Genomic DNA, 22,581 nt, shown 5'->3' with positions numbered 1-22,581 from the left:
TGTGTAGTTTGGTTGCATAAGCAGGTTTACATGATAAGAGGTAACTTATGGAACTGGTTGGACACCTGATTAACGGAGAAATACGGACTGATGCCAGCCGTACCCAGGATGTATTCAATCCTTCTACAGGTGAAGTCAGTCGTCAGGTAGCCATTGCTCCGGCGAACACTGTAGAAGCTGCAATTACTGCGGCTGCAAAAGCATACCCTGCATGGCGCAATACACCCGCACTGAAAAGAGCGCGGGTTATGTTTCGCTTCAAGGAGCTGCTGGAAAAAAACAGTGACAAGATCTGCCGCATGATTGGCGAAGAGCATGGCAAGATCAGTCATGACGCAATGGGAGAGCTTCAACGTGGTATTGAAAATGTTGAGTACGCCTGTAGCGCTCCTGAACTGCTGAAAGGCGAACACAGCAGAAATGTCGGCCCCGACATTGATTCCTGGAGTGAATTTCAACCCCTTGGCGTTGTGGCCGGCATTACGCCCTTTAACTTCCCGGCGATGGTCCCTCTCTGGATGTACCCCATGGCAATCGTCTGTGGTAACTGTTTTGTACTTAAACCTTCCGAAAGAGACCCCAGCTCAACCTTGTTTATAGCCCAGTTACTTGAAGAGGCCGGGCTACCAAAAGGCGTAATGAATGTTGTCCAGGGTGACAAGGAAGCTGTTGATACCCTTCTTAAGCATGATGACGTCAAAGCCGTCAGCTTTGTAGGTTCAACCCCCATTGCTGAGTATATCTATGCCACAGCCAATGCAAACGGAAAGCGTTGTCAGGCTTTGGGTGGCGCAAAAAACCATGCCATCGTAATGCCGGATGCTGATATGGACAATGCTGTAAACCAGCTACTGGGCGCGGCCTTTGGCTCTTCCGGCGAACGCTGCATGGCGCTTTCTGTAGCGGTTGCTGTGGGTGACGAAGCCGCCAACAGATTGATAGAAAGCCTGAAACAGGCAATGCAGCCTCTCAAGGTAGGAGCATTTGACAACAGTAGTAATGACTTTGGCCCGGTCATTACTCGAGAACATCAGAATAAGGTCAATGGTTTTATCGACAGTGCAGAAGCACAGGGTGCAGAGGTTGTTGTAGATGGGCGCAATCCAAGCATTGAAAACCATGAAAACGGCTTTTTCGTGGGTGCGACCCTGATTGATCATGTCACTTCTGAGATGGATAGCTACAAGGCGGAAATTTTCGGCCCTGTACTTCAAGTTGTCAGAGTAAACAGTATGCAGGAAGCCATGAACCTGATTAATGATCATGAATATGGCAATGGCACCTGTATCTTTACTCGTGACGGTGAAGCAGCCCGTTACTTCTCCGATCATATCGAAGTTGGCATGGTCGGCATCAATGTACCACTACCTGTACCTGTGGCTTACCACAGTTTCGGCGGCTGGAAGCGCTCGCTGTTTGGTGACCTGCATGCTTATGGGCCTGATGCTGTGCGCTTCTACACCAAACGCAAAACCATTACACAACGCTGGCCATCTGCTGGCGTTCGCGAAGGAGCCCAGTTTGCCTTTCCTTCATGATTACTGCTCATAAGAAGGTCTGATTTACCTGGCAACTGAACAGCAGACACTCGTCACATAATAAAACCCATAAAAAAAGGAGAGCAAAATGCTCTCCTTTTTAAATCAGCTTTCCGGCTTAACACCAGACAGCGGTCACAGACTTAAGCCAGAGCGGCTTTAGCCTTTGCAACCAGCTGGGAGAAAGCTTCTTTCTCGTGTACAGCCAGATCAGCCAGTACCTTACGGTCGATTTCGATCGCGGACTTCTTCAGACCAGCGATGAAACGGCTGTAGGACAGACCGCTCAGACGCGCACCGGCGTTGATACGGGCAATCCACAGCGCACGGAACTGACGCTTGCGCTGACGACGGTCACGGTAAGCGTACTGACCCGCTTTGGTGACTGCCTGTTTAGCTACGCGGAATACACGTGAACGTGCACCGTAGTAACCTTTAGCCTGCTTGAGAACTTTCTTGTGACGACGACGAGCGACGACACCGCGCTTAACACGTGCCATATGCCTTTACCTCTAAAACCTTGATGAATTAACGTACGCGCAGCATGCGCTCTACCAGCGGAGTATCAGCCTTGGACACGGCACTGGTGCCGCGCAGCTGACGCTTACGCTTGGTAGTCATCTTGGTCAGGATGTGGCTCTTGAAGGCGTGCTTGCGCTTGAAACCGCTTGCAGTCTTCTTAAAGCGCTTCGCAGCGCCTGAGTTGGTTTTCATCTTTGGCATGAAAAACACTCCGCATTTGGGCAGCAATCAACATTTCCTGCGACTGACTACCGAGTTGAAATTTAAAAACATTCTGTCGCCCGACATTCTTCATACGACAATAGCCTTATGGAGAACAATCAACAGACAGAATGCCCACCGAGTCAGGTTTTCCGCAAAAACAAACCGGCAGCTGCAGAACAACTGCCGGCACGTTCGAGCGGAAGGTCAGAAGAATTAAGCTTCTTCAGACTTCTCGGTGGAAGCAGGCTTCGGTTGCGGAGCCTGCTTTTTCTTCTTGGGAGCGATAACCATGATCAGCTGACGGCCTTCCATTTTCGGACGCTGTTCAACGGTACCCAGCTCAATCAGGTCTTTTTCAACCCGGTTGAGGAGTTCCATGCCCAGTTCCTGGTGAGCCATCTCACGACCACGGTAACGCAGCGATACCTTCGCCTTATTCCCTTCTTCAAGGAAACGTACCAGGTTGCGTAGTTTTACCTGGTAATCCCCTTCTTCAGTCCCCGGACGGAATTTTACTTCCTTAACCTGGGTCTGTACCTGTTTCTTCTTGGCGGCCGCCTTCTGCTTCTTCTGCTCGTACTGGTGCTTGCCATAGTCCATGACCTTGCACACCGGCGGCTCAGCATTCGGGTTCAGTTCTACCAGATCGACACCGGCTTCTTTCGCCTTTTCAAGTGCGTCACGGATGTCAACAATACCGATTTGCTCACCGTCTACACCGATGAGGCGGACTTCTTTTGCACGGATATTCTCGTTGATCGGCGGACGCTGTGGGCGCCGGTCACGAATATTAGCACGTCTGATTGCAGTATCTCCTGTTCGAGTCAGATGGCAGCTCGGCCACGCTTGGCAATGTCAGCCGCCAGGTGCTGGGTAAAGTCTTCCAGAGACATGCTTCCCAGATCTTCACCATTACGGGTTCTGACGGCAACAGTGCCGGATTCCATTTCCTTATCGCCGATAACCAGCAGATAAGGCACTCTTTCCAGAGTGTGCTGACGGATTTTAAAGCCGATCTTTTCGTTTCTCAAGTCCGCTTTTACACGATATCCCTGAGCTTCAAGTGCGGTAGCCAACTCACTGGCATACGCTGCCTGCTTATCAGTGATGTTGAGAATAGCAGTCTGTACCGGGGCCAGCCATGTAGGGAACTTGCCTTCATAGTGCTCGATCAGGATACCGATGAAGCGCTCGAAGGAGCCCAGCAGGGCGCGGTGCAGCATGACAGGGGTGCGACGCTCGCCGCTTTCGTCCACATATTCTGCACTCAGGCGACCCGGCATTGAGAAGTCGACCTGGATTGTACCACATTGCCACACGCGGCCAATGCAATCTTTCAGAGAAAATTCAACTTTCGGGCCATAAAATGCGCCTTCACCCGGCAGTTCTTCCCATGGCAGGCCTTTGGCATCCAGTGCTTCAGCCAGGGCTTTTTCTGCCTTGTCCCAGATTTCATCAGAACCTACGCGCTTTTCAGGGCGGGTAGACAGCTTGTAAATCAGGTTGGTGAAGCCGAAATCATCGTAAACTTCGTGCAACATATCGATGAAAGAAGATACTTCAGACTGGATCTGGTCTTCGCTGACAAAGATATGGGCATCATCCTGGGTAAAGCCACGAACACGCATAATCCCGTGCAGTGCACCGGACGGCTCGTTACGGTGGCAGGAACCGAACTCGGCAAGACGCAGCGGCAGATCACGATAACTGCGCAGCCCCTGGTTGTAGACCTGGATATGACACGGGCAGTTCATCGGCTTGACCGCGATATCCTTCTCTTCCGAGTTGGTGGTGAACATGTCGTCCTTGAACTTGTCCCAGTGACCGGATTTCTCCCACAGGGAACGGTCCACCAGCTGCGGAGTCTTGATCTCCTGATAGCCATGCTCACGCTGTTTCTGGCGCATGTACTGTTCCAGCGCCTGATAGATGCTCCAGCCGTTCGGGTGCCAGAACACCATGCCCGGCGCTTCTTCCTGCATATGGAACAGGTCCAGCTTCTTGGCCAGCTTGCGGTGGTCACGCTTTTCCGCTTCTTCCAGACGCTGCAGGTAAGCCTTGAGAGCTTTCTTGTCTTCCCAGGCAGTACCGTAAATGCGGGTCAGCATTTCATTGCTGGAATCACCACGCCAGTAGGCACCGGCCACGCGCATCAGTTTGAATGCTTTCAGCTTGCCGGTAGATGGTACGTGCGGGCCACGGCACAGGTCCATCCAGTCGCCCTGACGGTAGACGGAAATCACCTCGCCTTCCGGCAGTTCATTGATGATTTCAACCTTGTACTTTTCGCCGCGGGCATCAAACGCGCTGACAGCCTCTTCACGGGTCATGGTGACACGTTCAATGGCCATATCACTCTTGGTCAGCTCACCCATACGCTTCTCGATCTTTTCCAGATCTTCAGGGGTGAAAGCACGCTCGTAAGAGAAGTCGTAATAGAAGCCGTCTTCAATAACCGGACCGATAGTTACCTGACAACCCGGGTACAGATCCTGTACCGCCATCGCCAGCAGGTGAGCGGTAGAGTGGCGGATAATCTCAACGCCTTCTTCATCTCGGGAGGTAATAATGGACAGGTCAGCGTCCTGTTCGATCAGCGCGCTGGCATCCTTAAGGTCGCCATTAATACGACCAGCCAGAGTCGCCTTGGCCAGACCCGGGCCAATATCCTGAGCAACTTGCATAATGGACAGCGCTTCGGAATATTCCCGTTTGCTGCCGTCGGGAAGAGTAATAACAGGCATGTCTGTTCTCCGCATTTCAGTGGTGATCCCTACTCTGGATCACTTGAGCTTTATCAGTGGTGGCCATTACCAGAAGCCACATGGTGATTACCGGCTGCGCCATACTCTGGCGCCAGCCGAAAAAGGAAAGTGCTTTATACGCCTGAATCAGAAAATGTCAATCAGGAACCGTGCCGCTGTCGCAGAACTGCAATGGCATCTTCCAGCCCCAGTCCCTGGTTTTGCAGCAGAACCAGCAGGTGATACAGCAGGTCAGCGCTTTCATTCAGCAGTTCTTCATTATCATTCACCGTAGCTGCCAGTGCGACCTCTACGCCCTCTTCTCCCACTTTCTGTGCAATACGCTTGGTACCACGGTGGAATAGCTGTGCGGTATAGGAGGATTCCGGATCAGCACCTTTACGGCCGGCAATGACCCGCTGCAAGTCGGCCAGAAAACTGACTGCCGGTTCATCTGATCCGGCCCAGCAGGTTTCAGTACCCAGATGGCAGGTCGGGCCTTCAGGGCTGGCGCCCACCAGCAGTGTATCTCCATCACAATCAACCTGAATGGATTGCAGCGACAGGAAATGACCGGAACTCTCGCCTTTGGTCCACAGTCTTTGTTTGCTGCGGCTGAAGAAAGTCACCTGACCGGACTCAAGGGTATGTTTCAAGGCTTCCTGATTCATATACCCCAGCATCAGAACCTTGCCGGACAGATGATCCTGAATGACAGCCGGAATCATGCCATCAACTTTATCCCAATTGAGGGTTCCCGGATCCAGTTGCTTGTTATCCATTATGTTTTACCGCTGTTCGCTTCGTCACTACTGACAGGGATGCGCGGCTATCTTCGCTCCTTTTAAGGCAGGCAACAAGTATAAATCCCTACATATCCTGATTCGCTGGTGTATTGGCATAGTTACGGCGATCCACCAGTCGGGCCGGTAGTGCCCGGTCACCACCGCTGCCTGACAGCAATTTATCAATACCTTCTACCGCCATTTGTTCCAACTCAGGATCAACCGTTGCCAGAATAGAACCTGATTCAATAAAAGGTTTAATCTGTGATGAGGCCCCAAAGCCGACCACTGCCACTTTTCCTGCCAGCTTCTGCCGTTCAAGCGCCTGTACAACACCTATCGCCATTTCATCATTGGTGGCCATAACACCTCTCAGGGCAGGAAATTCCCCTAACAATTTCATTGCTATTCTCTGTGCCTGATCTTCCTGCCCCCGGGCACTGATGGTTGCCACAATAGACAGCCCGGCCTGATGCATGGCCTGACGATAACCATTAGTACGCTCAAAGCTGGCTGCCGAACCGGGACGCCCCTTGATTATGGCAACCCGATCCCCTCTCTCTAACCTGCCGGCAAGGTACAAACCTGCCTGCTGTGCGGCCAGGCGGTTATCCGGCCCGACAAACGGAACCAGCAGGTGCCTCTTTCCCATTGCCTGCCAGTCAAGATGGTTATGAATAACAACGACCCTTATGCCCTTGCGATGCGCACGATCAATAGCAGGTACCAAACGACGCGGGTCTACCGGGTCAATGACCAGGCCATATGCCTTTTCTTTTACTACCCGGTCGACTTGTTTAATCTGCTGGTCAACCTCCACATCATTCATCACACCAGTGACTTGCAGCCGGAATTTATCCGGATGTTTGTTGCGATACTGCAGTGCAGCACGCTCCATCCGGCGGCTCAGATCGCTGCTCATCGACTGCAGTACCAGGGCAATTAACGGCGCCTGAATCTTCTGCTCGGATGACACCGGACTGGCGAACAATGTCATGGCAGACAGCAGAAACAATAACGGGAACAATAATTTGATAAAACAGGACATGTGGCCTGACCTTTGCAGGAATCAGGTGAAAAATGACTATTCCAGTCTAGCAGGGGTCGCAATGATCGACAGAGAGAATGCCATAATCAGGAAAGTCTGACGTTTATCACTGAAAGAGCACTTCAGGCTACGAGTCAGCATGGTGTTTAATAAGCCATTGCTACTGTCACATCACATAAAACCAGCGACGACTGACCTGTATTTCTAAGAGTTTAAAAATCAGCTTTAGCGTCGATTAGCAAAAGTCATTCCTGAAAAGCCCGGCTGCAGTTATTGAAAAATTGACCCAAGGCAAAACCACCCTCAATTCGCATAAGCACTTGTACGCAGCCATTTGATATTGCCCGAACTATTAATCAAGGTGTAAACCTGACTTTTTCGCTAGGGCATTCAGAACAAAAAACCACAAAATCGATCAAGACGCATTAAAAACCACTACTCACACCCAAAATTAGACGTATTGCCCTGCGATAAATACTTGGGTTAGTGTCGCCGCCAACAACGTGATAATGACAATATGTCTAAGGTGCCTGAGAGATGAGTAGTAATCTGGCAAAACGTATTCTGATCGCCCTGGTTATGGGTTTGGGTCTGGGGGTTCTGATTAAATATACCGGTTCCCCGGACGGTATGGCTTACAGCTGGTTGGTTAACGGCCTGTTCAGCGCCGGTGGCAGCATGTTTGTTGCCATGATCAAACTGATGGTTGTACCGCTGGTCTTTATTTCCATCGTCAACGCTATCTGCAGCCTGGAAGATATCGGTCAGTTTGGCCGTCTGGGTATCAAGACTTTCGGTCTATATCTGGTTAACACCATTATTGCTATTACCGTTGCGATCATTATCGCAATGATGATTCAGCCGGGTGTTGGTGCACAGCTGGGTTTGGCCGATGAGAGCCTGGCACTGAGCCGTACCGAAGTACCTTCCCTGCTGAGCCTGCTGACCGGTATTATTCCGTCCAATCCGGTTGCAGCTTTCGCTGAAGGTAACATCCTGCAGATTCTGTTTATGGCAATCATCACCGGTGTTGCTATCAAGACGCTGGAAAACAAGGACACTCACAGTGCCAGCAACGCCTTTGCAGTTGCTAACAATGTGATGATGAAGCTGATCACCATGGTGATGTCTCTGGCCCCTTACGGTGTGTTCTTCCTGACCGCCAAGCTGGCCGCTACTCTGGACACTGCTTCTATCGCCAGCGTATTCACCTATGTCATGACCGGCCTGCTGGTAATGAGCATCTGGCTGTTCATCTTCTACCCGATTGTTGTCGGCCTGATCACCGGTACCAGCCCGCTGAACTTTATTCGCAAGACCCGTGAGCAGATGATGTTCGCTGTCTCCACTGCCAGCTCCAACGCGACTATTCCGGTTACCTACCGTACCCTGACCGAGAAGCTGGGTGTATCTGACAAGGTTGCCGGTTTCTCTGTACCACTGGGCGCAACCATGAACATGTCCGGCGCGGCAATCTACATGGCTGTTGCTACCATCTTCGTAGCCTTCGCCTACAACATCGACTTCAGCACCGGCGAGCTGGTGACCCTGGCCGTGACCACCTTCCTGCTGGCAATTGCTACCGGTGGTGTTCCGGGTGGCGCAGTGGTAACTACCGGTATCATCCTGCATCAGATGGGTCTGCCGATTGAAGCACTGGGTATCATTATCGCTACTGACCGTATCCTTGATGCTGTCTGCACCGTGACCAACGTGGTAGGTGACACTGCTGTCAGCACCATTGTTGCCCGCACCGAAGGCGAGATTGATCTGGAAGCAATGCGCGACACCAATAACGTCAAAGGCTACAGCCAGACTGCAGCCGCCTGAGCATCCTTCCCGGATAGCATCAACTGACTGAAAAAGCCCGGATTAAACTCCGGGCTTTTTGGTTTTATCTCCCCTTTACATTTTTCACAGCTAGTCTGTTTGACGGAAATAACTGTTTATTGAAAAACCTGCTGACACATCACATCCGGCGTTCCGATGCATTTCTTCTTCGATTTTGATGAAACGGTGGTATGGCATAAAGAAAACAAATTGTCAGAAACACAAAAGCAACATGCCTCCAGTCAGGCCTTTACCAAAGAGGTACGTATTGAGGGTGAAGGCTACAGCGATGATTTCTGCATTGTGGAAAAAAACCAGACCTGCCCGCTGTATCAACATCAGCACCGCCAGTTTTTTCAGGCCCGGCATGAGCATAAACAATCCTGTCAACTCACCATCGTGACCCGTTCAAGCAAACCTGCTGAAGAAATTCTGGAGATACTGCAGTTTTTTTTCGGCCCCTTCTTTGATGATGTCACCGTATTTAACCGAAGCATGCTGGCCGGTCGCAGCAAGTATTCATTTATCTGTTCGTATACCAATGTATTTTTTAAACAGACACTAACACTGGTTGATAACCAAATCAGAGAGTTGAATAGTGCACGCTGGAATATGATGTGGACAATCAACCCGGCCAGCCCAGGATATGGCGAGTTTCTACAGAGCATGGCCCATTGCATGTTGTCCGGAAATGGCTTGAGCGACTTGTTTCAAAGCCGGTTGCATGGCCAACTCAGGGGAGAAGACACAATTTGATAGTCATAATCTCAAATGTTGCTGTCAAATCCACAAAATAACCTATACTCAGATCCCGCGCTCAGCAAAACAGGCAATAACTTATTACTTTGCAGTGATGCGTATGGATCAAAAACAGTTCACCTTATCACCGGCTCACCTGAATACCATGCGTCATGATGACCATAACGTATGGATTGTCAGGGATTTAAACCAGCGGTTTGTATATACCAACTATAAGCATCACCGGGAAGTCGGGCTGCCTGAATCCTATGATATAAGCGGTCGGGATATTATTGACCCTCCATGCCCCTGTTATCAGGATTGTGGTGATGAGTTCAAATCCTATGATGTTGAATGCATCCGGACTGCTCAACCTATTCGCAATATTGCTATTCACCCCAACAATCGCCATGGCTGGTATGTTCACTTTTACTCTACCAACCCCTATTACAACGAGCATGACTCCATTACCGGCTGTATTCTTCAGGGGCGACCGCTATCAGACGAGTGGATGAAACTGAATCACGCCATTCGCAATGCAATGCGTCAGGACACCCGTCCGAATCAGCATTTTGACCTGAAAATATCAAATTTCCCCAACCTCTCCACGAGGGAATCCGAGGTTGTGTTTCTGTTAATGTGCAATCGTAAACCCAAAGAAGTTGCACATGTGCTGAATATTTCAGAAAACAGTGTACGCACTCATATTGACCGGCTGAAAACCAAATTCAATGTGCACTCATACCGTGATGTTATTGATGTAGCATTCAGTATGGGGCTGGATAAATTTATTGTGCCCTCTATTTTTCAGCAGCACCTGACCGTTTTTCTGGATTAGGACACTTTCAATAGCTTGCACATCAAATCTGAACATTTTGCAGACTCAAGTGTCTTTATAAAGAATCTTCCGTATCGTAACAAAATAGCAGCAACGCTAACTCAGACTGAACCTTTGAGGATTCGGGAAGTATTTACGTGGCACTCAAAGAAGCAGAAAGTCATGCGATATCCGTTATTCCCGAACAGGATCGACTGGGCTGGAAGGCTCCGCTGTTCAATTTTATGGGTGTCAATATCTGCATGAGCGCCCTGATGGGCGGCGGCATTCTGATCCAGCAGTTTTCCTTGCAGCAAGCCATCCTGATATCCATTAGTGGCAACCTGATACTGGCATTAATGGCATTTCTTACCGGGTATATTGGCAGCCATCGCGGATTAAGCACATACATCATTACCAATCAGGTTTTTGGTTCAACAGCCGGTAAGTATCTGATTTCCATGGTGCTCGCCATTTCCAGCTGTGGCTGGTTCGGGATTCAGACCTCCATATCTGCACTGTCACTGCAAAAAATCTACCCCTCGATTGATTTCACCCTTGCTGCCATAGCCCTTGGAAGCCTGATGACGTTTTTTGCAGCAGCAGGCTTCCGCTTTATGGCACTATCAAACTATCTTGGAATTCCACTGCTGCTGGGTCTGATGATATGGGGTGTGGTGATTACCCTGCATACCAATACGCTGGGTGATCTACTGCAGTATCAGCCGGCCAATCAAGGGCTGAGCATCACCCAGGGTATCAATATGATCATCGGACTGTTCGTGGTCAGTTCGGTTGTTGCCTCGGATGTTACCCGCTATACCCGTACCTCAAAGGATGTAATGCTGGTTGCCGGTATAGGCATGGGGGTAGTCTGCACGGCCCAGCAGATTTGTGCCTCAATTCTGGCAATCAACACTCCAACCTGGGATATTACTCAAACCCTCGCTGACCTTGGATTTGGCTGGTCAGCCTTCATGATTATTCTGCTGGCATCTCTTTCATCCAATATTGTAAATGCCTATGGTGTCGGCCTCGCCCTGAAGAATATTTTCACTTCGACTGCCCGGTTTAATCTGACCTTGCTGGCAGGCTGCATCGGTACTTTCTTTGCCGCCAGTGGCATCATCAATACCTTCATAGAATTTTTGACCTGGCTCGGCATCCTGATTCCCTCTATCGTTGGCGTTATCTGGGTTGACTGCCTGATCTTTGCCAACCGATCAGAATCCCGTTCTGCTCATTCTGATGCATCTGACCTGCAAGTTAATGGCTCTGCTCTAACTGGCTGGCTAACCGGAGCCGCGACATCCTGGTTATGCAGTATCTATGACATTGGTATTCCAACAATTACCGGCATTTTGGTATCCGCACTGGTTTATTTTGGTTTGAACATGGTTAAAATCCGCTGCAATTTATCCAACTCTTAATCAAACATATAGCCAGACTACTGCATGACCTCACCTCTTTCGTCCTACCTTCCAAAGGAGCTGGCACTCGACCAGGCTCAACGTATTTTTCATGGCCGGGGCCATTGTTATCCCGGGTATGAAGCCATTACGCTGGATCTCTTTCCTCCTGCCCTGCTACTGACAACCTTCAAAACGCCTTCCGAAGAAGATTTGAAGGTATATATCCAGAGTATCCAGCAATGGTGGCAAGCCTGCTTTCCGGATCAGGACTTTAATCTGGTATGGCAAAATCGCGGAAAATACCCAGTCTCCACTGAAATCATTTCAGGCGCTATCCCGGAGGAACACTGGGTAAAGGAAGGAGAGCTTGAATACAGGATCAGTTTGCTGCAGGGGCAAAATCACGGATTATTTCTTGATATGGCCTCCGGACGCCAGTGGGTAAAAGCTCAGAGTAAACACAAGCGGGTGCTGAACCTGTTTGCCTATACCTGTGCTTTTTCGGTCGCCGCCGCTGCCGGCGGTGCAGACAGTGTGGTTAATCTCGATATGAGTGGCGGAGCACTGAAGACTGGAAAGAAAAACCATGCCAGAAACGGGCTGGATAAAGGCATTCGCTATCTGGCTCATGACCTGTTCAAAACCTTTGGCAGACTCAGAAAGTCCGGCCCCTATGATCTGATAATTGTCGACCCCCCGAGTTTTCAGCGAGGCAGCTTTATCGCCACCAAGGATTATTCAAAAGTCCTGCGCCGCCTGCCTTCTCTACTGGCTCCTGAAGGCGAGGCTCTGTTATGCCTGAATGCACCCGAGCTCAGCCGGGATTTTCTGAAAAGTCAGGTCTCTGAAGCAGCACCAGAGCTGGAGTTTATGAACCAGCTGGATAACCCGCCGGCCTTTGTAGATACCAACCCGGACAGAGCACTTAAAGTGCTGCATTATCGCCTCAAAAATAGCGAATAGCGGCCAAAGGAACACACATTTAACTCAAAAGAGCTGGAGTCAGGATAAATATCAGCCCTGATTACCAGCTTTAGAGGGTAGGTATTTGCACGTACGAACTGGTTAAAGCCTGAAATCGCAACTATATTGCCTGCTGTTATAAATACAATATTGTAGTTGCTCGCTGATGATTCACGGATCTGGGCAATATCACCGAGAGGATCTTGCATGAGCCGACCTGTCTCAATTGCCCTTGTCCAGCCACCCTGCAAACTGGGTAACACCGAGCAAAACATCAAAGCCGCTACGACATTATGCAGGGAAGCTGCTGAAAACGGAGCCAACCTGATTTGTCTGCCCGAGCTTTTCAGTACCGGTTATAACCTTCATAAACTCGGGCATAGCACGATTGATTATGGACTTCAGTCTTATCCGCAGAGTCTGGATAATCTGAGTGCAGTAGCGCGGGAGTTTCAGTGCCATATTGTCAGCCCTGTTGTGCTGCCAACAGCCATGCCAGGGGTTGCCTACAATGGAGCTGTGCTGATTGATGATCAAGGGCATGTGGCCGGAGAGTATGCCAAGGTTCATCTTTGGGGGCTGGAAAAAGAGCACTTCCGGGCAGGTGACCAACTTCGCTGTTTTGATACTTCCCTGGGACGCATTGCCATTCTTATCTGTTATGACATCGGTTTTCCGGAAGCTGCACGTCTGCTGTGTCAGCAGGGCGCGGAGATCCTGATTGTTCCTGCCGCCTGGCCCGTCCTTGATCGTGATTTATGGGAACTTAACCTGCGCCAGCGGGCATTGGAGAATTCACTGTTTGTTGCCGGCATTAATGCCGTTCAACATCATGAAAGTGATAATTTTCACCTGTTCGGCAACAGTATGGTTTGTAACCCCCGCGGTACTGTTATCAGTCAGATGAAAGGCGAGCTCGGATTTCAGACTGCAGACATTGATCTCGAGGATCTTGCCCGTTTCAGACAAACGATCCCTTACCTGCGAGATCGCAAACCGCATTTGTATGGCCATGACTAAAAATCGATTGAGGTCTTGTTACCGCACTCGCTTTTTTGCCAAAGCAGCTTGACCACTGAGGCCTTTGGCCGGCACCCATTTATCCTGATTGATATCAAAAGACCAACCGCGTTGTTCCAATAACTCGGACCAGAATGCCATTTGGGTATAGTGCATCTGTATCATCGGCCGAACACAGCACTCTACAGAATGAGTTGATACCGGCTTATTCACCACCTCACGGCCTGTACTCTTCAGCTTGTCAAAATCACTCCTGCATACACCTTGCCACAGAGAGCTGGCCTGACGCCGGTGGGTGTACCACATCAAGATGCATTGAGAAGAACTCAGGGACATAACTTCTATCCGGTCTCACTTGCCTGAAAAGCATCAATAATATGAGATCAACCGAGCTTTGCTTTGGTCAAAACGACTAATCCTCCCGCTCCGGTAAGAAATGACCACTTACTGCTTGCGAGCAAGCACAACTAACTAATCCGCACAGTATGACTCTGCGGCATAGCAAACCGCTGCGTACTGCATATAATAGCTGCCAGCTATTCAGGTAAGGAGCCAGAGCAAAATGACTCAGAGTATTCTGAACTCCTTTCTTTTTTACTGATACCTGAACTCCCCCGTTCAACTGAAGCACTGAATATTGATGACTCGCAACGACACTGACGATTACCGATTTTTGTTTCTGAATGATGTGCCATTGATGGATGTCCGGGCGCCTCTGGAATATAGCAAGGGCGCGTTTCCCGGCTCTGTGAATTTGCCGATCATGAACGATGCCGAGCGCCAGAAAGTCGGTACCTGCTACAAGCAGCAGGGACCCGAGGCAGCCACAGCCTTGGGACATCAGTTAGTATCAGGCAGAAACAAGGCGGAACGTCTGGAAGCCTGGCAAGCATTTACCCGGGAGCATCCGGAAGGCTTTCTGTACTGTTTCCGTGGTGGCCAGAGATCAGGTATTACCCAACAGTGGCTTGCCGAGTCAGGTTCTCCTTACCCTAAGGTCAAGGGCGGCTACAAGGCGCTGCGCCGGTTTCTGATTGACGAGCTGGAACACAACCTGCAACAGACCCGGTTTATTGTACTGGGCGGTAAAACCGGTACCGGCAAAACCCGTCTGCTGCATCAGGTGCCCGCCAATATTGACCTGGAAGGGTTGGCCAACCATCGGGGCTCCAGCTTTGGTCGCAGAGTCGGTGGCCAACCGTCCCAAATCTGCTTTGAAAATGCCCTGTCCATTGCCATGATGAAGCAATGTGCAGCCGGTAATAACACCCTGCTGCTTGAGGATGAGAGTCGACTGATTGGTCGCTGCAGTCTGCCGGATAATTTGCGGGAAAAGATGAAGCAGTCAGAACTGGTACAACTGGAAGAGTCGCTGGAGTACCGGGTTGAAATTACCTTTGAGGAATATATTCTCGAGAATCGTCAAAGCTGCGAGCAGGCCTACGGTGAGGAAGAAGGTTACCAAAGCTATGCATCAGGTCTGACAGACAGTCTGTATCGAATTCGCAAGCGGCTGGGTGGCGTACGCTATCAGGAATTGCACGACATCGTCACTCAGGCACTGGAGGAAGAACAGGCAACAGGCGATAAATCGCGCCATAAAAAGTGGATCACCACTTTGCTGCGTGATTATTACGATCCGATGTATGAGTACCAGCTTACCAAGAAGCCAAAACCTGTTTTTCGCGGAGATCGTTCAGAAATTCGGGACTGGCTGACCACCCGCATGCAGTAATACCATCCTGCATAAAGAGCACCAAATGAGTGCGGTTATCGCCACCGTACTCGCTTCCCATCTTGAAGCCTTGACTTTATCGTATATCAGTTCTTGTTAAATTACGGCAACACGATTTAACTTCAACTAGGCTCATACCCATCAGCCATTTATACGGCAGCAGCACCATGAACCACAGCATACTGCTTGAGGCGCTCAAAGCCAGCCAGAACTGGGTCAAGCATTTCAACAAGGGGGATGTCGATTATTGTGTCGCCGGCTACCTTCACGATGCCGAAGTCAAGGTCAAGCCTCTTGGAGATTTCAGCGGAGCCAAAAGCGTCGATGGTTTATGGCGCCCCTTTATTGAGTCCGGCGCCTCCAATCTGGAGTATTCAGAAATCTGGCTCAAGCAGCAGGACAAGCAAACAGTTCAACTGGGAGCTAACTGGTCGATGAATATCGGTCGGGGTGTTATTACTCTGGAAGAGTGGGTGAAACAGCCGGATGGCGTATGGAAACTGGCGAGAGATCAGTTTGAAATTACCGAACAATTCTGAAATTGATTGATATAAGCTACGCTTGGCAGGTATCAGCCCGATACCTGCCAATCTGTCTTTTCTCTACTCAACCTTTTTACTTAACCACCGGATCAAGCCCGGCAATAAATTCAGCCAGATTATCTGCAATCTTGCGGTGAGGTTCCTTGCCTACCCGCTCAGCCCAAACCTCACCGGTATCATTCATTACCGACAGTATAATTTCATCGTCGTCAGTAACAGCAAAGAAAATCGTAATGGCCTGACGCAGCTTGCGCTTCATCATAATATGACCAATCAGGTTTTCCTGTAGCCGGTCAAAGTCCCGACGATTCCATGGCAGTAGCAACTCCAGCTGACCATCAGCACATTTTGCCGGCAGGTTATCGCTATAACTGCTGGCAAAATAGGACTTTAGATCAGGATGAAGCTCAAGCTTCAAAGCCTGCTCCATTGAAGCAAAGCTCAACTCATCATTGATCGCAACGGGATGCCAGCAAACTTGATTATCCGTATCCGGTTCACCTTTTTCACAGGGTGATACCCACTCATGATCAAACTCAATAACCGGATCTGACTGGTACCGATCCCGATACAGGGTCATAAATCGCTGTTGAAACAAATCCAGCTCACGGGTGACTGACGATTGTTTGTTCGACGTATCTGACATTCTGCTCTGTACTTTGCTGAAACGGGGTATAAACGGCTAACTGATAACCGCTATATTCATGAACTCTGACGTCGTACTCTCGGCTTAGCGCCAAAGCCTCCGACTTTTTTAGCAGCGGCTGGCCGTTTATTTTTTGAGTCGGTTTTTGCCGTACCGGCTTTATTGCTGTTCCTGGCAGATCTGTGATTCGAACCCTGACCTTTGCGGGGCTGCTTTGCCGGATTTGAACCACCGCCTTTCTTCTGAGACGTTGTCTGTTTGCGTACCTTCAAGGTCTTTTTTACCGGGGTTTCAAAGGTAGCAGTATCAAGCACGCCATCTTCAAAGAATGGCAACGGCTCCGGTGCCAACTTACGACCCAGCAATTCACCAATGGCTCCAACCAGCTTGCGTTCTTCCGGACTCATCAGTGAAATGGCCCGGCCGGATTCACCTGCACGCCCGGTTCGACCTATTCGATGAACATAGTCCTGTGCAACTTTAGGCAAATCATAGTTAACGACTAACGGCAATTGCTCAATATCAAGACCACGGGCTGCCACATCAGTCGCTACCAGAATTCTGACTTTACCTTTCTTCAGCGCATCCAGTGCCCGGGTGCGATAAATCTGACTTTTATTACTGTGAATTGCAACCGCACTTAACTGCTCTTCTGCCAGTTGCTCCACCAGCTGGTCCGCCCGCTTTTTGGTACGAACAAAAACCAGTGCCCGGCTCCACTTTCCGCCCTGAATGATATACGACAAGATATCAGGCTTATCCTGCACATCCACCGCGTAGACAGTTTGTTTAACGGTTTTAGCAGCACTGTTTCTGGGAGCAACTTCAACCCGAACCGGATGGCGCATCAGTTCTTCTGTCAGCGCAACAATATCCGGTGAGAACGTCGCCGAGAACATCAGGCTCTGTCGCTTCTGGGGCAGCAGACTGATAATACTGCGAATCTCCTGAATAAAGCCCAGATCGAGCATTCGGTCGGCTTCATCCAGTACCAGCATGCGCAGCTGTTGCAGTGACAGTTTCTTTTGGTTGAGCAGGTCTTTCAGTCGACCGGGGGTCGCAATAACAATATCAACACCCTGCTGCAGCTGTTGCAGCTGTGGTTCGACATCAACACCACCAATAATAATCGCCGACTTGAATGGCAAGTGTCGGCCATAGGCTTCCACACTTTTACCGACCTGATCAGCCAGTTCCCGCGTCGGTACCAGAATCAGGGCTCTTGGTGCACCCGATTTTGATGCTTTCATATCGGACAGGCGCTGAAGCAGTGGCAGGGTAAATCCGGCCGTTTTACCGGTACCGGTTTGTGCCGCTGCCATCATGTCACGGCCAGTCAGGATCATGGGAATCGCTTTGGACTGAATCGGAGTCGGTTCGCGATAGCCCTGTTCGTCCAGCGCCTGTTGTAAAGGAGCAGATAAACCCAGGGATGCAAAGGAGTGGGTCATGAGATTCGAGATATACCAAACAAGAGAAATAGAAAGCGGAGAGTGAGGTTATCAGCAATTTCCATTGAGGTCTGCACTTTCCCGGATACAGTACCGATACTGACTTTCCCTGCACCAGCTATCTGCCGGGAGGCAGATTGTGCTGGGAGGCAATCGTGCTGCCATCACTGGCAGCACGATTATAACCACATTTACGCCGTTGCCCGATTATCGCAACTGGCCATCAACCGGGCCTGCTGATAACGACGAACACACAACACAACACCGGCAGCCAGTAAGGAAACCGCTAACAGCTCATTCAGATCAGGCCAGCGTCCCTGCAGCAACAAGGCATATAACAAGCCAAAGATGCTTTCCATCACCACCAACTGCCCCATCAGGGTAACCGGAAGCAAGCGGCCGGCACGGTTCCAAAGAGCCATCGGTATCCAGGTTGCCAGTAGCCCCAGAAACAGCATGGCAGCAGCAAATAACATCCATTCCGAAGAAGTATGCTCGGTTGCCAGCAAGGCCCAGGGGCCATGACCGGTAAAATAAAGTATCGGGGCTGTTACCAGCACTCCGGCCAGCGTTCCAAGACCGGTAAGGGCAACCAGATGACTGGTGCGTAGTTCCGGTCGGGACAGGATAAATTCGGCATTTTTCAGCGCATACCAAGTCCAGCAGGCAACGCCCAGTACCAGCACCAGCATCCCCCAGAGAATCTGTTCACTTTCACAGTGCAGTACATGCTGCATCTTGCAGCCATGCATCATCCCCAGTCCGGCCAGAATCAGCCCCAGCGGCAGTACCAGCTGACGCCAGATCAGGCAGCGGTCACGACGGTTACCGGCCACAGTCAGGGTCACCGGAACCACACCGGAGAACAGGGCTGCCAGCTCGGCACCGGCCAGCTCGACACCGGTAACCACCAATAGGTAAAAGACCACATTACCGGAGAGACCCAGCAGAAATACAGTGAGATAATCACGCCAGTGCAACCAGCGCAGCACTTCAGAACGACATGCCAGCACCAGTACAGATGCCATGCCGTATACCAGATAACGGCCCAATGCCACCTCAGCGGCAGTAAACCCAGGCAGCATTTCAGGTACTACAAAGATAGAACCCCATAAGGCTCCAGCCATTATCGCGCAGATAACTCCCGGCCATTCAGTCCCTTTCAGCATGGCCCCTACCTCCTTTTTTGACCTACTACTTCCTAGACCAGATACGGACTACCCATACGCTTGAATCGATACCAATCCCGCATATCACCCAAGTCTGTCTTGCTTCGATAGCTTAAGCTCAGCCAAGTTCCCGATTGAATAGGCTTTTTCTACAACGCAGGTACATTTTCAAAAGCAGGCAACTGGCGCAATGCTCCAAAAGTCTTACCTCACAGCGCTGACAGCCACAGCCAAACCGCAACCATTACCCAATAAAATGGTCTGAGTGTCGGGAAATATCTGAAATCAACAAAGCGAGGATAATAATGAACAGCTTCCCTTGTCAGACACGCCATACCGCATCCCTGAACCCTGTCAGCCTTATTAGCTGGCTGATCATCGCACTGGTCCTGTCCTCACAGATACAGGCCAGGGATATGGAAGCCATTATCAAGGCTGGAGCCCTTCGTGTGGGAACAACCGGTGATTATGCCCCCCTGACCAAGAAGCAGCCGGATGGCAGCTATGAAGGTATGGCAATCGATATGGCTCACTCTCTGGGGCAGTTTCTATCCAGAGAGGCCAACAAGACGATTACCGTGGAATTTGTAGATACCAGCTGGCCAACCCTGTCCGACGATATGGGTGCAAGCAAGTTCGATATCGCAATGGGAGGTGTATCCCGCACCGAACAGCGCGCACTCTACTTCTCCCTGACCGACACCGTTTATGAAGATGGCAAGGTCGCCCTGATGCGCTGTGAAGATGCAGCACAGCTGAAAGACAAAACTACCGAGCAACTATTGGAAGCTTTTAACGGCAGTCATTACAAAGTGGTTGAAAACCCCGGCGGTACCAATGAAAAGCTGGCGCGCAAATGGTTGCCGGACGCTGCGATCAATATAACTGAAGATAATGCCCAGCCCTTCCAGTGGCTGCTGCAGAAGCGGGCAGATATCATGGTTACCGACCGGATTGAAGCCATCTACTGGCAACGAAAAGGCAGTGGCCTTTGCCCGGTTAATGCAGCCAACCCTTTCAACCGTACTGAAAAGGTATATATGCTGGAACGCTCCAGCCCGGCACTCTTGAAGGCGGTTAACAGCTGGCTGCAAACCCCGGAAGCCCGGGCCATTGTTAAGAAATGGACAGCAAACGGAGCTGACGAATAAAGCCCCCTTAAAGACCTGTTGCAAACCGCCCATTTCCTGAACAACCTTGAGCAGATGCGAGTCTGCTGGCATACTGTATATAAATACAGTCATTACAGTAGTGTCAGAACTGGAGATACTTGATGGGAATGATTACGCCTCTCTGGCGCGTGGAACGGGACGGAAAAGTGTTTGCGACCAAAAAAGAAGCCGAAGCCTGGGATCAGACTCTGGAACTGGCCGATGCCATCAGTGAACTGATCACCGTCAGCCTGGAAGATGTATCCGACAAGCAGGGCGAAGCCATTGGCCTGCTGCTGGCCAAAAATGCCGACACCCTGGCCAAAGCCTGCAAGGGCAAGCCGGAACTGCTGACCAATCTGCTGGATTCACGTCCGGAAGAAGCAGAAGAGGAAGCTGAATCTGCAGAACTGTCTGCCGTGAGCTAAGTCGCTACTGCGAGCAAATAAGCCTCTTCATCTTCAGGGGCGGGTCTCTCCCGCCCCTTTTCTATTCCCTTCGTAATACCCTCTGTTCATCCTCCTTCGCTCTATTGACCTCAATCCCTTGAGCCCCTGCCATCCACCGGTATAATCGCAACATATCAAAAGCGGCCCCGAACGGCAGAAGATAACTGAAATTCAGACTTTTCCGGGCACACGACAGATCAGAAGATAAAAGCACAGAATTCCATGACAAAATCCTCCGATGGACGGCAGCAGGAGCCGGAACACCAGCACCAGAATGTTGATGGTGCCGAAGTCGCTAAATTCGAGGCGCTTGCCAGCCGGTGGTGGGATCCCAACAGCGAATTCAAGCCCCTGCATGCCATTAACCCGCTGCGCCTGAACTATATCGATGAGCGAGCCGGACTGGCTGGTAAAAAAGTACTGGATGTGGGCTGTGGTGGTGGCATTCTGTCCGAATCCATGGCCCGTCGTGGTGCAGAAGTTACCGGTATTGATATGGGTGAAGCCCCTCTCAATGTCGCTAGGCTGCACAGCCTCGAAAGTGGTGTGGAGGTTAACTACCGCCGTATTACCGCTGAACAGCTGGCTGAAGAAGAGCCCGGCAGTTACGACGTAGTGACCTGTCTGGAGATGCTGGAGCACGTTCCCGATCCGGAATCCATCATCCGATCCCTGTTCACTCTGGTAAAACCGGGTGGTCAGGTCTTTATGTCCACTATCAACCGCAACCCCAAAGCCTGGCTGCTGGCAATTGCCGGCGCAGAATACATTCTGAAAATGCTGCCAAAGGGCACCCACGACTACGACAAGTTTATCCGTCCGTCAGAGCTGTCCCGCTGGATCCGGGGAACCGGAATGCAGCTGCATGATCTGACCGGCATGACTTACAACCCGATCACCGGGCAATACAAGCTCGGACGGGATACTGACGTAAACTATCTTGCCTATGCCACACGTCCCGCAGAATAATAACAAGACCGTTCGGGTAACTGCCGTATGATGTCACCCGCAGTTACCCGTGCTCATAATCACAACAGGGAATTGCTAATGGATGAGCCTCGCCCGATAGAAGCCGTTCTATTCGATCTGGATGGCACGCTGGTGGATACCGCCGATGACTTTGTCCTCGTATTGAACCAGCAGTTGCGGGACTATAATCGCCCGGAACTGGACCCAGATGTGATTCGGCGTCATGTTTCTGCCGGATCCCGTACTCTGATTGGTCTCGGCTTTGAGCTGGAACCCGGGATCGAACTGGAAAACCTGCGCAATGAATTCCTTGATCGTTACGACCAGCACCTGACTGGCAATACTAACGACAATGTAGATATTTATCCCGGCTTGGGACCTTTGCTGGAACAGCTGGAAGCTCGCGGTATTCAGTGGGGCATCGTCACCAACAAGCCGGAGCGTCATACCCTGGGATTAATGCATCGGTTACAGCGACTCCAGGCCAGCCAAGTACTGATTTGTCCGGATCATGTGCAGCAATCCAAGCCTGACCCTGAAGGTCTGCTGATTGCCGCTGAACGACTAGGCTGCAAGCCGGAAAACTGTGTTTATATTGGTGATCATCTGCGTGATGTTGAAGCCGGGCTCAATGCCGGTATGCTGACCATTGCCGTCCATTATGGTTATCTTGCTCCGGGAATCAATCCTTATGACTGGCCGGCACACCAGCATATAGAAAACGACAGTGGGCTGCTGCCCTGGTTTGAACAACAGGGGTGGGTGCTTTCCGGAAAGGAAACTACTGTAACCCTATCTGAATCCCAAAATTGATCATCATTCGAGAATAGCTCTCAAAAGAGTTCTCA

Annotated in this window: 23 protein-coding genes; 13 read left to right on the top strand and 10 right to left on the bottom strand. The window is 50.6% G+C overall.

The genetic code is table 11. From position 1 onward, the window contains the following. Positions 1–47: 47 nt before the first annotated feature. The gene (locus tag ACYZZ0_RS20525) at positions 48–1,538 is read left to right on the top strand and encodes a CoA-acylating methylmalonate-semialdehyde dehydrogenase (RefSeq protein ID WP_461538533.1); all 1,491 of its coding nucleotides are present in this window, start codon (positions 48–50) and stop codon (positions 1,536–1,538) included. 143 nt (positions 1,539–1,681) lie between these two features. Here the strand turns inward: ACYZZ0_RS20525 and rplT are convergent, their stop codons facing one another. From rplT to ACYZZ0_RS20495, 6 genes are all read right to left on the bottom strand, one after another. Further along, entirely contained in the window at positions 1,682–2,038 is a 357-nt protein-coding gene (gene rplT, locus ACYZZ0_RS20520) for a 50S ribosomal protein L20 (RefSeq protein WP_461538532.1), read from the bottom strand. A gap of 28 nt (positions 2,039–2,066) precedes the next feature. Further along, entirely contained in the window at positions 2,067–2,261 is a 195-nt protein-coding gene (gene rpmI, locus ACYZZ0_RS20515) for a 50S ribosomal protein L35 (protein WP_461538531.1), read from the bottom strand. A 216-nt stretch (positions 2,262–2,477) separates the two neighbouring features. Beyond that, positions 2,478–3,023, bottom strand: a complete 546-nt coding sequence (infC, locus tag ACYZZ0_RS20510; RefSeq protein ID WP_461538634.1) for a translation initiation factor IF-3 — start codon at positions 3,021–3,023, stop codon at positions 2,478–2,480. Between the two features lie 65 nt (positions 3,024–3,088). After that, positions 3,089–5,008 (bottom strand): threonine--tRNA ligase, encoded by a 1,920-nt coding sequence (gene thrS, locus ACYZZ0_RS20505; RefSeq protein WP_461538530.1) that lies wholly within the window; start codon positions 5,006–5,008, stop codon positions 3,089–3,091. Positions 5,009–5,169: 161 nt separating this feature from the next. After that, a complete protein-coding gene (hisIE, locus tag ACYZZ0_RS20500) occupies positions 5,170–5,790 on the bottom strand; it encodes a bifunctional phosphoribosyl-AMP cyclohydrolase/phosphoribosyl-ATP diphosphatase HisIE (RefSeq protein WP_461538529.1) in 621 nt (206 codons plus the stop codon). Positions 5,791–5,878: 88 nt separating this feature from the next. After that, complete coding sequence (locus ACYZZ0_RS20495) at positions 5,879–6,841, bottom strand: substrate-binding domain-containing protein (RefSeq protein WP_461538528.1); 963 nt, start codon at positions 6,839–6,841, stop codon at positions 5,879–5,881. A 537-nt stretch (positions 6,842–7,378) separates the two neighbouring features. On the opposite strand from ACYZZ0_RS20495, the gene ACYZZ0_RS20490 reads away from it, so the two are divergent. The 6 genes from ACYZZ0_RS20490 (at position 7,379) to ACYZZ0_RS20465 (ending at position 13,621) form a co-directional block, all read left to right on the top strand. After that, the gene (locus ACYZZ0_RS20490; protein ID WP_461538527.1) at positions 7,379–8,671 is read left to right on the top strand and encodes a dicarboxylate/amino acid:cation symporter; all 1,293 of its coding nucleotides are present in this window, start codon (positions 7,379–7,381) and stop codon (positions 8,669–8,671) included. Between the two features lie 210 nt (positions 8,672–8,881). After that, entirely contained in the window at positions 8,882–9,427 is a 546-nt protein-coding gene (locus ACYZZ0_RS20485) for a hypothetical protein (protein WP_461538526.1), read from the top strand. A 103-nt stretch (positions 9,428–9,530) separates the two neighbouring features. After that, positions 9,531–10,247 (top strand): helix-turn-helix transcriptional regulator, encoded by a 717-nt coding sequence (locus ACYZZ0_RS20480; protein ID WP_461538525.1) that lies wholly within the window; start codon positions 9,531–9,533, stop codon positions 10,245–10,247. 137 nt (positions 10,248–10,384) lie between these two features. Continuing rightward, positions 10,385–11,656: a cytosine permease gene (locus tag ACYZZ0_RS20475; protein ID WP_461538524.1), complete on the top strand. Its 1,272-nt coding sequence runs from the start codon at positions 10,385–10,387 to the stop codon at positions 11,654–11,656. Positions 11,657–11,680: 24 nt separating this feature from the next. Continuing rightward, positions 11,681–12,601 (top strand): class I SAM-dependent methyltransferase, encoded by a 921-nt coding sequence (locus ACYZZ0_RS20470; RefSeq protein WP_461538523.1) that lies wholly within the window; start codon positions 11,681–11,683, stop codon positions 12,599–12,601. A gap of 207 nt (positions 12,602–12,808) precedes the next feature. Further along, the gene (locus tag ACYZZ0_RS20465) at positions 12,809–13,621 is read left to right on the top strand and encodes a nitrilase-related carbon-nitrogen hydrolase (protein WP_461538522.1); all 813 of its coding nucleotides are present in this window, start codon (positions 12,809–12,811) and stop codon (positions 13,619–13,621) included. Positions 13,622–13,639: 18 nt separating this feature from the next. Here the strand turns inward: ACYZZ0_RS20465 and ACYZZ0_RS20460 are convergent, their stop codons facing one another. Further along, the gene (locus ACYZZ0_RS20460) at positions 13,640–13,957 is read right to left on the bottom strand and encodes a hypothetical protein (RefSeq protein WP_461538521.1); all 318 of its coding nucleotides are present in this window, start codon (positions 13,955–13,957) and stop codon (positions 13,640–13,642) included. Positions 13,958–14,261: 304 nt separating this feature from the next. On the opposite strand from ACYZZ0_RS20460, the gene mnmH reads away from it, so the two are divergent. Further along, positions 14,262–15,356: a tRNA 2-selenouridine(34) synthase MnmH gene (gene mnmH, locus ACYZZ0_RS20455; RefSeq protein WP_461538520.1), complete on the top strand. Its 1,095-nt coding sequence runs from the start codon at positions 14,262–14,264 to the stop codon at positions 15,354–15,356. Positions 15,357–15,523: 167 nt separating this feature from the next. Then, entirely contained in the window at positions 15,524–15,895 is a 372-nt protein-coding gene (locus ACYZZ0_RS20450; RefSeq protein WP_461538519.1) for a Cif family virulence factor, read from the top strand. 76 nt (positions 15,896–15,971) lie between these two features. Here the strand turns inward: ACYZZ0_RS20450 and syd are convergent, their stop codons facing one another. From syd to ACYZZ0_RS20435, 3 genes are all read right to left on the bottom strand, one after another. Then, positions 15,972–16,544, bottom strand: a complete 573-nt coding sequence (gene syd / locus ACYZZ0_RS20445) for a SecY-interacting protein (protein WP_461538518.1) — start codon at positions 16,542–16,544, stop codon at positions 15,972–15,974. Positions 16,545–16,600: 56 nt separating this feature from the next. Continuing rightward, positions 16,601–17,995 carry a DEAD/DEAH box helicase gene (locus ACYZZ0_RS20440; protein ID WP_461538517.1) on the bottom strand — a complete coding sequence of 465 codons (1,395 nt, stop codon included), beginning with the start codon at positions 17,993–17,995 and terminating at the stop codon, positions 16,601–16,603. A gap of 191 nt (positions 17,996–18,186) precedes the next feature. Continuing rightward, positions 18,187–19,164 carry a DMT family transporter gene (locus tag ACYZZ0_RS20435; RefSeq protein ID WP_461538516.1) on the bottom strand — a complete coding sequence of 326 codons (978 nt, stop codon included), beginning with the start codon at positions 19,162–19,164 and terminating at the stop codon, positions 18,187–18,189. Positions 19,165–19,469: 305 nt separating this feature from the next. Between ACYZZ0_RS20435 and ACYZZ0_RS20430 the strand changes: the two genes are divergently transcribed. From ACYZZ0_RS20430 to ACYZZ0_RS20415, 4 genes are all read left to right on the top strand, one after another. Then, positions 19,470–20,315, top strand: a complete 846-nt coding sequence (locus ACYZZ0_RS20430) for a transporter substrate-binding domain-containing protein (RefSeq protein WP_461538515.1) — start codon at positions 19,470–19,472, stop codon at positions 20,313–20,315. Between the two features lie 122 nt (positions 20,316–20,437). After that, positions 20,438–20,743 carry a YebG family protein gene (locus ACYZZ0_RS20425; protein ID WP_461538514.1) on the top strand — a complete coding sequence of 102 codons (306 nt, stop codon included), beginning with the start codon at positions 20,438–20,440 and terminating at the stop codon, positions 20,741–20,743. Between the two features lie 243 nt (positions 20,744–20,986). Further along, positions 20,987–21,733: a bifunctional 2-polyprenyl-6-hydroxyphenol methylase/3-demethylubiquinol 3-O-methyltransferase UbiG gene (gene ubiG, locus ACYZZ0_RS20420; RefSeq protein WP_461538513.1), complete on the top strand. Its 747-nt coding sequence runs from the start codon at positions 20,987–20,989 to the stop codon at positions 21,731–21,733. Positions 21,734–21,760: 27 nt separating this feature from the next. Then, the gene (locus tag ACYZZ0_RS20415) at positions 21,761–22,546 is read left to right on the top strand and encodes an HAD family hydrolase (RefSeq protein ID WP_461538512.1); all 786 of its coding nucleotides are present in this window, start codon (positions 21,761–21,763) and stop codon (positions 22,544–22,546) included. The last annotated feature ends 35 nt before the right edge of the window (positions 22,547–22,581 follow it).

The organism is Spongorhabdus nitratireducens (assembly GCA_947387575.1).
Lineage (GTDB): Bacteria > Pseudomonadota > Gammaproteobacteria > Pseudomonadales > Endozoicomonadaceae > CANDOC01.
This window is presented reverse-complemented; position numbering and strand designations above follow the sequence as displayed.